The organism is Streptomyces sp. CNX435 (assembly GCF_059570575.1).
The window spans coordinates 1-12,555 of record NZ_JCANTA010000011.1 but is presented as its reverse complement, the minus strand read 5'-3'; the positions used below and the strand labels follow the sequence as shown (position 1 = coordinate 12,555).

The window sequence follows — 12,555 nt, the reverse complement described above, 5'->3', positions numbered from 1 at the left end:
GCCGCCCGCGTACGTACGTCGTACGTACGCACACGGGCACGCACGGACGCACACGGACGCACACGGCGGCCGGTAAACCGGTGGACGCCGTTAAGGTAACGACTGTTACCTTAACGGCTATGGACGAGAATCCCGCCCCGCAGCAGACCGCGTCCCCCCTCCGCCGCTCCCTGCCGGGCTGGCTGCTCGCGCTCACGCTGACGACCTTCGCATTCTCCACCGACGACTACCTCGTCGCGGGCGTGCTCCCCGGCATTGCCGAGGACCTCGACGTGCCCGAGGCCGCGGTCGGCCAGCTCGTCACCGTCTTCTCCCTGGTGTTCGCGCTCGCCGCCCCCGTCGCCGCCGTGGTCACCGCGACCTGGCCCCGCCGGCCCCTGTTCACCGTCGCCCTCGCGGTGTTCGCCGCAGCGAACTTCGCCATGCCGCTCGTCGACTCGTTCCCCCTCCTCATGGCGCTGCGCGTCGTCGCCGCGCTCGCCGCCGCCGTCGTGCTGCCCGGCGCCCTCGGCGCCGCCGCGGCCCTCGCGCCGCCGGAGCGGCAGGGCCGCTACATGGGCGTGGTCTTCGCCGGGCTGACCACGTCGCTGCTGCTCGGCGTGCCGCTGGGCACATGGGCCGGCGCGGTCGCCGGCTGGCAGGGCGCGTTCGTCCTCGGCGGCCTCCTCGGCGTCGCCTCCCTCGCCGCCCTGTACGCGACGCTGCCCGAGCCGCCCCGCGGCGCGGCCCTGCGGCTGGCCGACCGGCTGGCCCCGCTGGCCCGCCCCGCGCTGCTCGTCGGCCTCGCCGGCACCGCCGTCGCCGTACTCGGCAACCTCATCGTGCTCACGTACCTCGCCGTCTACCTCCGCGACCTCGCCGGCATCGGCCCGACCGGCCTCGGCGTGATCTTCGTGCTGGCCGGCCTGGCCGGCATCGCCGGCAGCCAGCTCGGCGGCCCCGCCGCCGACCGCTGGGGCGCGGAGCGCGCGCTGCTGATGGGCTGCGGGGCGTTCGCGTTCGTGATGCTCGGGCTCGTCGCGTGCTGGCCGCTGCGCCCCGCGCCGCTGGTGCTCGTGGTGCCGCTGCTGCTGCTGTGGTCGGCGGCGGCCTGGTGGATCCCGCCGGCCGCCAGCGCCCGGCTGCTGCGGCTCGCCGGCCCGGCCGGCGCCCAGGCCCTCGCGCTCAACAGCAGCGCCGTCTACCTCGGCGTCGCCGCCGGCGGTGCGGTCGGCGGCGTGCTGCTCGACGCGCTCGGCAGCGGCGCGCTGCCGGCCGGCGCGGCGGCGGCGCAGGCCGTGGCGCTCGCGCTGTTCGGGGCGGCTTCCCGGCGCGCTTCTCAGGGGAAACCCTGAGCCGTGCCCGGGGTCACCCCCAGTCGTCCCGGACATGTGTCAGTTCGCTTTGACAGGTACTTCCGACACCTGTCAGCTTTGACTTACACACCGACGCACGAAGCGAAGGGGCCGCAGATGGCTGAAACGCCCGCTCCGGCCCCGACCGGGGACGAACTGCTGAAGATCCTCGCGGCGCTCGGCAATCCGCACCGGCTGCGGATCGTCGCCGCGCTGCACGAGGGCCGGAACTACGTCAGCCGGCTGGCCCGCGAGATCGGCATGAGCCGCCCGCTGCTGCACATGCACCTGCAGCGGCTGGAGGCCGCGGGCCTCATCACCGGCTCGCTGGAGCTGTCCGAGGACGGCAAGGCGATGAAGTTCTACGAGGTGGTCCCGTTCCGGTACGAGCTGACTCCCGAGCTGATCGAGGAGGCCGCCCGCACCATCGGCGACGGTGACGGCGAGCCCGAAGGCCCGCCGCCCGGGAAGGACCAGACCGGCACCGGGAAGCCCGAGACGGTGAAAGAGGAAGCCTCATGAACGAGCAGACGGTGCACCTCGCCGACAGCGGCGACACGGTCGGCGCCCTCGTCGGCGCGGTCGCCGCGGCCGGGTTCTTCGCGCTGCTGATCGTGGTCGTCTGGCAGATCGCCGCCACCTGGCGGGCCAAGATGATCGCGGCCCGCGAGGAGCAGTACCGGCAGCTGACGATCAAGTACCAGCAGCTGCTGGAGGACAACCTCGAACTCCACCGCCGCAGCATCGACGAGCTGACCGAGGCGCGGCGCTCCCTCACCTCGATGGAGAGGATGATGCGCGAGGTCGAATAGCCCTCGCCCCGCCTGACGAGCGATACGCGCACGGGCCGGAAGCGGCAACTTCCGGCCCGTACGAGGACGAAGCAATCCCCGGCACACCCCCCGCGCCACGGCCTGGTCGGCAAACCACAGCGGCCGCGGTGCCGGGCAGCCGTGCGCCCGATCCACTTCTCTTGAAGGAGACCATCCCATGTCCGCTCGGATCAAGCAGCTCGTGACTGCCCCCGGAGGACGCCGGACGAAATGGCTGGTACTGGCCGTCTGGATACTCCTCGTCGCCACGCTCGGCCCGCTGGCCGGCAAGCTCGGCGACGTCGAGGACACCGGCCCCAACGCCTTTCTGCCACGCAGCGCGGAGTCCGCCGAGCTGAACACGGAGCTGGAGAAGTTCCGCGGCGACCCCGACGACGAGATCATGCCCGCCGTCGCCGTCTACAGCGTGCCGGACGGCACGATGACGGACGCCGGCCGGCAGCAGGCGGCGGCCGACGTGCGGGCGTTCGCGCCGTACGTCGCCGAAGGCGAGCGCGTGCCGCCGCCCGTGCCGTCCGACGACGGCGGCGCGCTCATGACCGTCGTGCCGATCGCCGACGAGGACGACCTCGGGGACACCATCGACGCCGTACGGGACGTGGCCGCCGACGGCGCCCCGCCCGGCGTCGACGTGGCGGTGGGCGGCCCGGCGGCGTCCCTCGCCGACTCCGTCGCCGTCTTCGACTCGCTCGACGCGACGCTGATGCTCGCCACCCTGGCCGTCGTCACCGTTCTCCTACTGATGACGTACCGCAGTCCCGTCCTGTGGCTCCTGCCCGTGCTGGCCGTCGGCTTCGCCGCCGTCCTCACCCAGGCGGCCACCTACCTGCTCGCCAAGCACGCCTCCCTGCCCGTCGACCCGCAGTCCGCCGGGATCCTCATGGTCCTCGTCTTCGGCGTCGGTACGGACTACGCGCTGCTTCTCATCGCCCGCTACCGCGAGGAGCTGCACCGCCACGAGGACCGGCACGCGGCCATGCGGCTGGCGCTGCGCCGCTGCTTCCCCGCGATCCTCGCCTCCGCCGCCACCATCGCGGTCGGCCTGTCCTGCCTGTACTTCGCCGACATCAGTTCCTCCCGCTCGCTCGGCCTGGTCGGCGCGGTGGGCGCGGTGTGCGCGTTCCTCGCGCTGGTGACGGTGCTGCCGGCGCTGCTGGTGATCTTCGGTCGGTGGGTCTTCTGGCCGTTCGTCCCGCGCCACGGCATGCCCGCGCACGGGCACCGCACGGCGTGGTCCCGGATCGGCGCCGCGGTGGCACGCCGGCCGCGCCGGTCGTGGCTGATGTCGCTGGGCGTGACCGCCCTGCTCGCCGTCGGCGTCGTCGGCATGGACTTCGGGCTCAAGCAGTCGGAGCTGTTCCAGGACAAGCCCGAGTCGGTCGTCGCGCAGGAGCGCATCTCCGCGCACTATCCCTCCGGCGCCTCCGACCCCGCCGACATCGTCACGCACGCGGGCGCGGAAGACGCCGTACGGGCGGCGGCCGGGAAGGTGCCCGGCGTCGCGGGCGTCGCGGGCGTCGCGGACGGCGAGACGACCCGCGACGGCGAACTGGCCGCGCTGCGCGTCACCCTCGACGACGAACCCGACAGCGACGAGGCGAAGGACACCGTCGACGCGCTACGCGCCGCCGTGGGCGCGGTCGACGGCGCGGACGCGCTGGTCGGCGGCACGACGGCGGAGGCGCTGGACACCCAGCGGGCGGCGGACCGCGACCTGCGGACGGTGGTGCCGATCGTGCTGGTGGTGGTCTTCCTGGTGCTGATCGGGCTGCTGCGCGCGCTGGTGGCGCCGCTGGTGCTGCTCGCGACCGCCGTGCTGTCGAACGTGGCCGCGCTGGGCGCGTCGTACCTGCTCTTCGACCACGTCTTCGGCTTCGCCGCGGTCGACTGGTCCATCCCCCTGATGGGCTTCGTGTTCCTGACCGCGCTGGGCATCGACTACAACATCTTCCTCATGACCCGGGTCCGGGAGGAGGTCGCGGTCCACGGGCACGCGAAGGGCGTCATCGCCGGGCTGACGTCGACGGGCGGGGTGATCACGTCCGCCGGGATCGTGCTCGCCGCGACGTTCGCGGTCTTCGCCGGGCTGCCGCTGGTGACGATGGCGCAGATGGGTGTGCTGGTGGGCGTGGGCGTGCTGCTGGACACCTTCCTCGTCCGTACGGTCATGGTGCCCGCGCTGGCGCTCGACCTGGGGCGGTGGACATGGTGGCCGGGCGCGCTGTTCCGCCGCGAGACCGCGGGGGTGGGGGAGCGCGCGGCGGCTGACCGGGCGTCCGGCGGCGCGGCGGGCGCGCAGCCGGAGGCGGATCGCGTACGGGCCTGAGGGCTGCGGCCCGTACGACGGGACGCGTGGTCCGTACCTCCTCGGCCCCTCCGGCTGCGGCAAGACCACCCTCATGCGCGCGGTCGTCGGCACCCAGGCGCGCGTCACCGGCACCCTCGACGTGCTCGGCGAACCCGCCGGCGCCGCCTCCCTGCGCCACCGCATCGGCTGCGTCACCGGGTGTCTCCGAGGATGCCCCGGCCTTCAGGCCGGAGAGGAATCCGGACCCCTGCGGGGCAGGGCGGGACTAGCCGATTCGCCCGCTGGTTGAACTCGGTGCACCACGTATCCGACATTATGCCGAAACACGATACGAACTCCCTTCTGGCCTGCGATCATTGGGGGTATGACGGTGATCGGGCACGCCCGGTACACGTACCGGTTGCGGGTGTCGTCGAACGCGCAGGCGGCGCTGCTTGCCGAGTGGGCGCGGTGCCGGTGGGTCTCGACAGTGCTGCGCCCGGTCGAAGAAGGCCCACGCCGAAGGCGAGAAGTGCGGCCCGGCGCGGCTGGACAAGATGCTGACCGGGGCCCGTGCCGCGAACGCGTGGCTGCGCGCGGGGGGTTCGGTGCCGCAGCAGCAGACCATCCGTGACTTCGCCACCTCCCGCGCCAAAGCCTTGAAGGACATCAAGGCCCGGCTGCCGGTGCCCCGGCGTGCGGGGATGCCGCGGTACAAGAAGAAGCGTGAGGCGCGGCCGTCGATGAACTACACGCGGCGCGGGTTCCGCCTTCGGGACGGCCGGCTGCACCCGGCGGGCGGTATCGCCGTGACGGTGGTGTGGTCCCGCGAACTTCCGACCGCCCCCTCCTCGGTGCGGATCTACCGCGACAGCCTCGGGCACTGGCACGCGAGCTTCGTCGTCGCCACGACGACCGAGGCCCTGGGGGAAACCGGGCGTGTGATCGGCATCGACTGGGGTGTGCGGGAGATCGCGACCACCACCAGCGACCGGCACGACCTTCCGCATGCCGGGCACGGCGAGCGTGCTGAGCAGCGTCTGGCCCGCTACCAGCGGCAGATGGCCCGGCGCCGCCGGCCCAGGGGTAAGGCGCAGATCCGGGGGTACCGCAGGGCGCAGGCGCAGGCGGCGAAGGTGCACAAGAAGATCGCCCGGCAGCGTCAGGACACCGCCCGCAAATGGGCCAAGCGTGTCGTGACCGACCACGACCACCTTGCCGTGGAGGACTTCCGGCCCAAGTTCCTGGCCAAGTCGACCATGGCCCGTAAAGCCGCGGACGCGGCGATCGCCGCGACGAAGACGGCGCTGCTTCAGATGGCACGCAAGCACGGCCGGACAGTGCACCTGGTCAACCCCGCGCACACCACCATGGACTGCGCACGGTGCGGAGCGAGAACCAAGCACGCACTCCCCCTTTCCGAGCGAACGTATACCTGCACCGCCTGTGGAGCGGTGTCCCCCAGGGACAAGAACTCCGCACACGTGATGCTGGTCCGGGCTGGTCTCAACCCGGCTGGTGCCGAGGGCGTAAGACCTCCGGGAGCGCCGCTCCCGCAGGCAGCCTGAGCCAGAAATCCCCGCCCCTCCGGGCGGGGAGGATGTCAACGGCGACTTCCTCCGCGACGTCGTGGTGGTCGGCGGCTGCGCGCTGCTGGTGCTCGGCCTGGGGGCGGTGACGCTCCGGCGGCGTACGGCGTGACCTGCGGCGGCGTACGCCGCGACCCGTGGCCGCGTCCGGGCTGTGGATAACTCGGCGGGGTGTCGGGGGGCGGTGCGAGGATGGACGGCATGACCCAGAAAGTCGCCGTACTCGGCGCCGGCAAGATCGGCGAGGCGCTGCTCTCCGGCATGATCCGCGCCGGCTGGTCGCCCGACGACCTGCTCGTGACCGCCCGCCGCCCGGACCGCGCGGAAGAGCTGCGCAATCGCTACGGCGTCGAGCCCGTGTCGAACGCCGACGCCGCCAAGCGCGCCGACACCCTCATCCTCACCGTCAAACCGCAGGACATGGGCACGCTGTTGGACGACCTCGCGCCGCACACGCCGGCGGACCGGCTGGTCGTCTCCGCCGCGGCCGGCATCCCGACGGGCTTCTTCGAGGAACGGCTCCCGGAGGGCGCGCCGGTCGTGCGCGTCATGCCGAACACGCCGGTGCTCGTCGACGAGGGGATGTGCGTCATCTCCGCGGGGAAGCACGCGCTGGAGCAGCACCTGGCGCGGACCGAGGAGATCTTCAAGCCCGTCGGCAAGACGCTGCGCGTCCCCGAGGCCCAGCAGGACGCCGCCACGGCGCTGTCGGGCTCCGGCCCGGCATACTTCTACTTCCTCGTCGAGGCCATGACCGACGCCGGGATCCTCCTGGGCCTGCCGCGCGAGAAGGCGCACGACCTCATCGTGCAGGCCGCCATCGGCGCGGCGGTCATGCTCCGCGACAGCGGCGAGCACCCGGTCAAGCTCCGCGAGGCGGTCACGTCCCCGGCGGGTACGACGATCAACGCGATCCGCGAGCTGGAGAACCACGGCGTACGGGCGGCCCTGATCGCCGCGATCGAAGCGGCCCGCGACCGCAGCAGGGAGCTGGGCACGGGCCCGGCCTCCGGCGGCAAGCGCGCGTAGGGGGCCCGGCGATGCCACCGCAGCGACCGCAGTCACCGCAGGAGGCGCCCGGGCGCGAGGCGATCCGGGTCCTGCTCGCCGACGACGAGGCCATGGTCCGCGGCGGGGTGCGGGCGATCCTCGCCGCCGCGGACGACATCGAGGTCGTCGCCGAGGCCGGCGACGGCCGCGAGGCCGTCGAGCTGACCCGGCGGCACCGCCCCGACGTCGCCCTGCTCGACATCCGCATGCCGGTGCTCGACGGCCTGGGCGCCGCCGCGGAGCTGCGCCGCGCCGCGCCGGGGACGGCGGTGGTCATGCTCACGACGTTCTCGGAGGACGAGTACATCGCCGGCGCGCTCGACAGCGGCGCCGCGGGCTTCCTGCTCAAGTCCGGCGATCCGTACGAGCTGATGGCCGCCGTCCGCGCCGCCGCCGGCGGCGCCTCGTACCTCTCGCCCCACGTCGCCCGCCGCGTCATCCAGCGGGTCAGCGGCGGCCGGCTGACCCGCGAGAAGGAGGCGCGCGAGCGTGCCGCGGCGCTCAGCCCGCGGGAGCGCGAGGTGCTGGCCCTGGTCGGCGCCGGGCTGTCGAACGCGGAGATAGCCGGGCGCCTGCACCTCGTGGAGGGCACGGTGAAGGCGTACGTCAGTCAGGTGCTGGCGCGCCTGGAGCTGAAGAACCGGGTCCAGGCCGCGATCCTCGCCTACGAGGCGGGCCTGGCCGGCACCGAGGAGGAGGACCCGCCCGCCGCGGCCCAGGCCCCGCGCTAAGCCGCGGCACCACCGCGCCCGGCGTCCGCACCCCCGCTGTCCGCACCGTCGGCGCTCGCACCGTGTCCGCCCGCCGCGAGGCGCGCCCCCGCGCCGACCGCCCCGCCACCCGCAGGGTGCCCCGCGCGCCGCAGGCGGAGGGCCCGTACGCCCTCGTGCAGCAGCGTGATGCCGAACGCCAGCCCCAGCCCCAGCGCCACGCCCCGCAGCGGCTCGTCCTCGAAGGCCGCGCCGCCCAGGTATCCCAGCGTCGTGCCGTAGACCGCCCAGGTCACGGCCGCGAGGACCGCGTAGCGCGTGAACGTCCGGCGCGGAAAGCCCGTCGCCCCCGTCGTCAGCGTGGCCGCCGTCCGGCCGCCCGGGATGTAGCGGGCCACGACCAGCACCAGCCCGCCCCGCTCCGCCAGCATCCGCCCCACCCGCTCGTACGCCCGCTGTGCCCGGCTCCCCGCCCGCAGCCGCTCGAAGATCCGCGGACCGGCGCGGCGGCCGATGGCGTACGAGACGTGGTCGCCGGTCAGCGCCCCCACGGCCGCCACCACCGCCACCAGCACCACGTCCGGCTGCCCGTCCGCCGCGGCGAACACCCCCAGCGTGATCACCAGCGTCTCGCTCGGCACCACCGGGAAGAAGCCGTCCAGCGCGGCGATGCCGAAAAGCGCCAGGTACACCCACGGGGTGCTGACCACGCCCTCGACGGCGTGGATGATCGCGTCATTCATGCCGGTCACGCTAGGAACGCGGCCCGCGCGCCGCTGCGCACCGAAGTCAGGACTTCCACATGACTTTCGTCAGGTGCCCGGCGGCCCCCGCCCCCCGTACCGTGGCCGCATGACCGGCACCGACCGGCCGCACGGCACCCTGCGTCGCACGCTGCCCGACCGCCTACGCCCCCGCCGCCCCAAGGGCGTACGCCCCGACGGCGACCACACCGCTCCCGGCCACCCCGAACACCCCGAACACCCCGAAACCCCCGGCCTCCCGGGGACCTCCGGGAGGTCCGGCACCCCCGGGCCCCCCGGCCAAGCCGATCCCCAGGGCCACCCCAAGCCCCGCGACCCCAAGCCCCGCGACCCCAAGCCCACCACCGCCCTCCGCCGCGTCCTGCGCAGCGAACGCGCCGCCGACCTGCTCCTCTGGCTGGTCCTCACCCTCCCCGCCGTCACCGCCGGCGGCCTCCCCGGCGTCGAGCAGGCCGCCGGCGTCGACCTGCGCTGGATACGCATCGCCGCCGTCCCCCTCCTCGCCCTCGCCGTCGCCGTCAGCCGCCCCCGCCCGCTGCTCGCCGCCGCGATCCCCGCCGCACTCGCCCTCGCCGCGACCCCCGAGCTGTTCACCAACCAGTTCGTCCTCGCCCAGGTCGCCCTCTCCTTCCTCCTCGGCCGCCGCACGGACCGCCCGCGCCACGCCCTCCTCCTCTTCGGCACGATCACCGCGGCCGGCCTCGTGCTCACCCGCGCGGTCCCCGACGCCACGTTCGCCGGCTGGGCGACGCTCGTCATCACCGTGCTCTTCGCGATGGTGCTGCCGTGGCTCCTCGGCCGGTACGCGCGCCAGCACGCCGCCCTCGTCCGCACCGGCTGGGAGCTGGCCGAGCGGCTGGAGCGCGAGCAGGAGCTGACCGCCGACCGCACCCGGCTGCGCGAGCGCTCCCGTATCGCCGGCGACATGCACGACTCCCTCGGCCACGAGCTGACCCTCATCGCCGTACGCGCCGCAGCCCTCCAGGTCTCCCCGGGCCTCGACGACGCCGCCCGCAAGGAGGCCGCCGAGCTGCGCACGGCCGCGGCGACCGCCACCGAGCGGCTGCGCGAGGTCATCGGCCTGCTGCGCGAGGACGGCGAGGGCGCGCCGGTGCATCCGGCGGACGACCGGGTGGAGGAGCTGGTCCAGCGGGCGGCGGCCTCGGGGATGCGGGTGGAGCTGGTACGGGACGGAGAGGGAGACCGTCCTCCTCTGCCCGCCCTGGCCGACCGGGCGATCCACCGCGTCGTCCAGGAGTCCCTGACCAACGCCGCCAAGCACGCCCCCGGCGCACCCGTGACCGTCCGCCTCCGCCGCGACGCCGACCACGTCGAGGTCACCGTGGTCAACGCCCCGCCGCCACCGGACGCCGCAAAGGCGGCAAAGGCCCCCGGAACGTCACCCACCACCGGCGGCTACGGCCTCGTCGGCCTGGACGAGCGCGTCCGCCTCGCCGGCGGCACGCTCCGTGCACAGCCTGTGGACGGCGGCTTCGCCGTCACCGCCCGCCTCCCCCTCGCCCCCGGCGCCGCCCCCGCGCCGCCGCGCGAGTACGCCTCCCGGCGCGAACTGGCCGCCGCGCGCCGCCGCGTACGACGCGGCATCCTGGACGCGATCTGGATCCCGGTCGTCGGAATCGTCGTCCTCGGCGCGCTGCTCTTCGGCGCCGATCTCTACACCTCCCACCGCTCCGTCCTCGACGCCGACACGTACGACACGCTGCGTATCGGCCAGCCCCGGGACAGCGTCGAGCGCCGCCTCCCCGCCTACGAGGCCGACGTCAACACCCGCCCCTCCGCCGCCCCCGCCGACCCGCCCGGCACCGACGACTGCGTCATCTACCGCACCGAACTCTTCTCCCTCGACCCGGCCTACCGCCTCTGTTTCACCGACGACCGGCTCTCCCACAAGGACATGGTCGACGCCGACCCGTAGGCCGTACGGCGCCCCATCCGTAGCGTGGCGGGCTGGCGGTCGAGGTACCGAAGGCGTCGTACCAGGTTCACCGACCTGCGCGACGGCAGCACCGACGTCACCGTCCCGCACGACCCCGACAGCCCGCACCGCATCAAGGCCACCACGGGCGACGGCAGCCTCACCGTCCGCCCGGCGAACTGACGGCCTCACCCCCGAAGGCGGGCAACAGCCCGGCCGCGTCGTACGCCGCATCCACCCGTGGCCGCGCCATCCCCCGCGCCCGCTCCGCCCCGCGCCGCAGCACCCCGTCGACGTACGCCGGATCGGCGCTCAGCTCCGCATGCCGCTCCCGCACCGGCCGCAGGGTCTCCACCACCGCCTCGGCGGTATCGCGCTTGAGCTGCCCGTACGAGGCGTACTCGCCGGCCAGCTCCACCGGCTTCCGCCCGGTGCACCCGGCCAGGATCTCCAGCAGGTTCGCCACCCCCGGCCGCGCCTCCGGGTCGTACGCCACCTCACCACCGCTGTCCGTCACCGCCCGCATCACCTTCCGCCGCACGGTGTCCGGCTCGTCGAGGAGATGCACAATGCCGGCCCGCGCCGCCGCCGCGTCGTCGGACTTGCCCATCTTCGACGCCGGGTCCTGCAGGTTCATCACCCGCGCGGCGACCGGCGGACGAGTCACCCGCGGCACGGTGAACACCCGCCCGTAGCGCTGGTTGAACCGCTGCGCCAGATCCCGCGTCAGCTCCACGTGCTGCGCCTGGTCGTCGCCGACGGGCACCTCGTCCGTACCGAAGGCGAGGATGTCGGCGGCCATGAGCACCGGATACGTCAGCAGCGACAGCCGCACGCTCCCGCCCCTGGCCCGCTCCCGCGCGGCCTTCTCCTTGTACTGGATCATCCGCCGCATCTCACCGTCCGCGGCCGTGCACTCCAGCAGGTACGACAGCCGCGCGTGCTCGTCGACGTGACTCTGCACGTACACGGTGCACGCCTCGGGATCGAGCCCCGCGGCGAGCAGCAGCTGCGCGGCCTGCCGACTGAGCCGCCGCAGCCGCGCGGGCTCGTACGCGACGGTCATGGCATGCAGGTCGACGACGCAGAACAGCGCGTCGGCCCGATGCTGATCCACCTCGACCCAGCGCAGCACGGCACCCAGGTAGTTCCCGAGCGTCAGATGCCCGGTGGGCTTCACCCCGCTGAAGATCCGCACGCGCGAGCCCCGCGGCCCGTCCGGTCCGTCCGTCGTCATCGTCGTCGTCCCTCTCGTCCTCTGCCGGAGACCGCCGCATCGACGGCCGGCGAGCGAGGGAGCTACGCGAAACGGCCGCCGAATCGGCGGCCGTCGAAGTCATGCGCACACACGCACCCAGGTCGGCCGCCGTCAGGCGGCCCACCACTGCTGGGTTCGCGCGTGCGCTGTCATGCTCCCTACCGTACCCCCGGCGGTACGCCGCAGGCGCGTTGTCCGGCCGAGGCCGAGACTCGTCCGTTGGAGCTTGACAAGCCCGTCAAGGAACCGTAACGTTCTCCGGGTTGCCACGGGGCCGGTGAGGTTCCGCAGTGCGACGGTGGCCGTCCCGGAGGGGCGGCTCGTGTCATCTACTCGTTTCGTGATCGACTCCCTTTCGTCGGGGTTGAATCGGCATGCCCGGTTCTTTTCGGCGGGTGGCCGGATTTTGCGCCGGGGGGACAATCCGCTACGGTTATGGCACACCGAAGGGAAACGCCCGGAGAAGCCTGGTGAGGGTTTTGATGGAAGTGTCCGTTCTTTGAGAACTCAACAGTGTGCCAAGTAGTCGATGCCAAGTGTTTGATGTAGTGACACAGCAGTAGCGAGGCAGACTCGTTTCTGTAGTGCTGCAGATCATTGTATGCATTTACGGAGAGTTTGATCCTGGCTCAGGACGAACGCTGGCGGCGTGCTTAACACATGCAAGTCGAACGATGATCCGGTTTCGGCCGGTGATTAGTGGCGAACGGGTGAGTAACACGTGGGCAATCTGCCCTGCACTCTGGGACAAGCCCTGGAAACGGGGTCTAATACCGGATGTTCACTTTTGGGCG

At 73.2% G+C, this 12,555-nt stretch carries 10 protein-coding genes, 1 rRNA gene and 2 pseudogenes; 11 read left to right on the top strand and 2 right to left on the bottom strand.

Going from position 1 to position 12,555, the window contains the following annotated elements; all coding sequences use genetic code 11:
- Positions 1 to 119 precede the first annotated feature (119 nt).
- From T328_RS19145 to T328_RS19110, 8 genes and pseudogenes are all read left to right on the top strand, one after another.
- The gene (locus T328_RS19145; protein ID WP_496497305.1) at positions 120 to 1,334 is read left to right on the top strand and encodes an MFS transporter; all 1,215 of its coding nucleotides are present in this window, start codon (positions 120 to 122) and stop codon (positions 1,332 to 1,334) included.
- A 117-nt stretch (positions 1,335 to 1,451) separates the two neighbouring features.
- Positions 1,452 to 1,856 carry an ArsR/SmtB family transcription factor gene (locus T328_RS19140; RefSeq protein WP_496497304.1) on the top strand — a complete coding sequence of 135 codons (405 nt, stop codon included), beginning with the start codon at positions 1,452 to 1,454 and terminating at the stop codon, positions 1,854 to 1,856.
- Entirely contained in the window at positions 1,853 to 2,146 is a 294-nt protein-coding gene (locus T328_RS19135) for a hypothetical protein (RefSeq protein ID WP_496497303.1), read from the top strand. The genes T328_RS19140 and T328_RS19135 overlap by 4 nt, the downstream gene beginning before the upstream one ends.
- 178 nt (positions 2,147 to 2,324) lie before the next feature.
- Complete coding sequence (locus T328_RS19130) at positions 2,325 to 4,493, top strand: MMPL family transporter (protein WP_496497302.1); 2,169 nt, start codon at positions 2,325 to 2,327, stop codon at positions 4,491 to 4,493.
- Positions 4,477 to 4,671: pseudogene (locus T328_RS19125) on the top strand (ATP-binding cassette domain-containing protein); the annotation flags it as partial. The gene T328_RS19130 and the pseudogene T328_RS19125, both read left to right, overlap by 17 nt.
- 168 nt (positions 4,672 to 4,839) lie before the next feature.
- Positions 4,840 to 6,022 (top strand): annotated as a pseudogene (locus T328_RS19120) (RNA-guided endonuclease InsQ/TnpB family protein).
- Positions 6,023 to 6,244: 222 nt separating this feature from the next.
- On the top strand, positions 6,245 to 7,072 hold the full coding sequence (gene proC, locus T328_RS19115; RefSeq protein WP_496497301.1) for a pyrroline-5-carboxylate reductase: 828 nt from the start codon (positions 6,245 to 6,247) through the stop codon (positions 7,070 to 7,072).
- Between the two features lie 11 nt (positions 7,073 to 7,083).
- Positions 7,084 to 7,824 carry a response regulator gene (locus tag T328_RS19110; protein WP_496497300.1) on the top strand — a complete coding sequence of 247 codons (741 nt, stop codon included), beginning with the start codon at positions 7,084 to 7,086 and terminating at the stop codon, positions 7,822 to 7,824.
- On the opposite strand, the gene T328_RS19105 is transcribed toward T328_RS19110, so the two are convergent.
- A complete protein-coding gene (locus T328_RS19105) occupies positions 7,821 to 8,546 on the bottom strand; it encodes a DedA family protein (protein WP_496497299.1) in 726 nt (241 codons plus the stop codon). The genes T328_RS19110 and T328_RS19105 overlap by 4 nt on opposite strands.
- A 109-nt stretch (positions 8,547 to 8,655) precedes the next feature.
- On the opposite strand from T328_RS19105, the gene T328_RS19100 reads away from it, so the two are divergent.
- Positions 8,656 to 10,503: a sensor histidine kinase gene (locus T328_RS19100; RefSeq protein WP_496497298.1), complete on the top strand. Its 1,848-nt coding sequence runs from the start codon at positions 8,656 to 8,658 to the stop codon at positions 10,501 to 10,503.
- Between the two features lie 24 nt (positions 10,504 to 10,527).
- Entirely contained in the window at positions 10,528 to 10,686 is a 159-nt protein-coding gene (locus T328_RS19095; RefSeq protein WP_496497297.1) for a hypothetical protein, read from the top strand.
- Here the strand turns inward: T328_RS19095 and trpS are convergent.
- Positions 10,664 to 11,740: a tryptophan--tRNA ligase gene (gene trpS, locus T328_RS19090; protein ID WP_496497296.1), complete on the bottom strand. Its 1,077-nt coding sequence runs from the start codon at positions 11,738 to 11,740 to the stop codon at positions 10,664 to 10,666. The genes T328_RS19095 and trpS overlap by 23 nt on opposite strands.
- Positions 11,741 to 12,367: 627 nt before the next feature.
- Here trpS and T328_RS19085 point away from each other — a divergent pair.
- Positions 12,368 to 12,555: ribosomal RNA gene (locus T328_RS19085) — 16S ribosomal RNA — on the top strand; the annotation flags it as partial.

Excerpts from the sequence above, each read along its gene's own strand:
- T328_RS19145 (WP_496497305.1), top strand. The coding sequence starts at position 120 with ATGGACGAGAATCCCGCCCCGCAGCAGACCGCGTCCCCCCTCCGCCGC.
- T328_RS19140 (WP_496497304.1), top strand. The coding sequence starts at position 1,452 with ATGGCTGAAACGCCCGCTCCGGCCCCGACCGGGGACGAACTGCTGAAG.
- T328_RS19135 (WP_496497303.1), top strand. The coding sequence starts at position 1,853 with ATGAACGAGCAGACGGTGCACCTCGCCGACAGCGGCGACACGGTCGGC.
- T328_RS19130 (WP_496497302.1), top strand. The coding sequence starts at position 2,325 with ATGTCCGCTCGGATCAAGCAGCTCGTGACTGCCCCCGGAGGACGCCGG.
- proC (WP_496497301.1), top strand. The coding sequence starts at position 6,245 with ATGACCCAGAAAGTCGCCGTACTCGGCGCCGGCAAGATCGGCGAGGCG.
- T328_RS19110 (WP_496497300.1), top strand. The coding sequence starts at position 7,084 with ATGCCACCGCAGCGACCGCAGTCACCGCAGGAGGCGCCCGGGCGCGAG.
- T328_RS19105 (WP_496497299.1), bottom strand. The coding sequence starts at position 8,546 with ATGAATGACGCGATCATCCACGCCGTCGAGGGCGTGGTCAGCACCCCG.
- T328_RS19100 (WP_496497298.1), top strand. The coding sequence starts at position 8,656 with ATGACCGGCACCGACCGGCCGCACGGCACCCTGCGTCGCACGCTGCCC.
- trpS (WP_496497296.1), bottom strand. The coding sequence starts at position 11,740 with ATGACGACGGACGGACCGGACGGGCCGCGGGGCTCGCGCGTGCGGATC.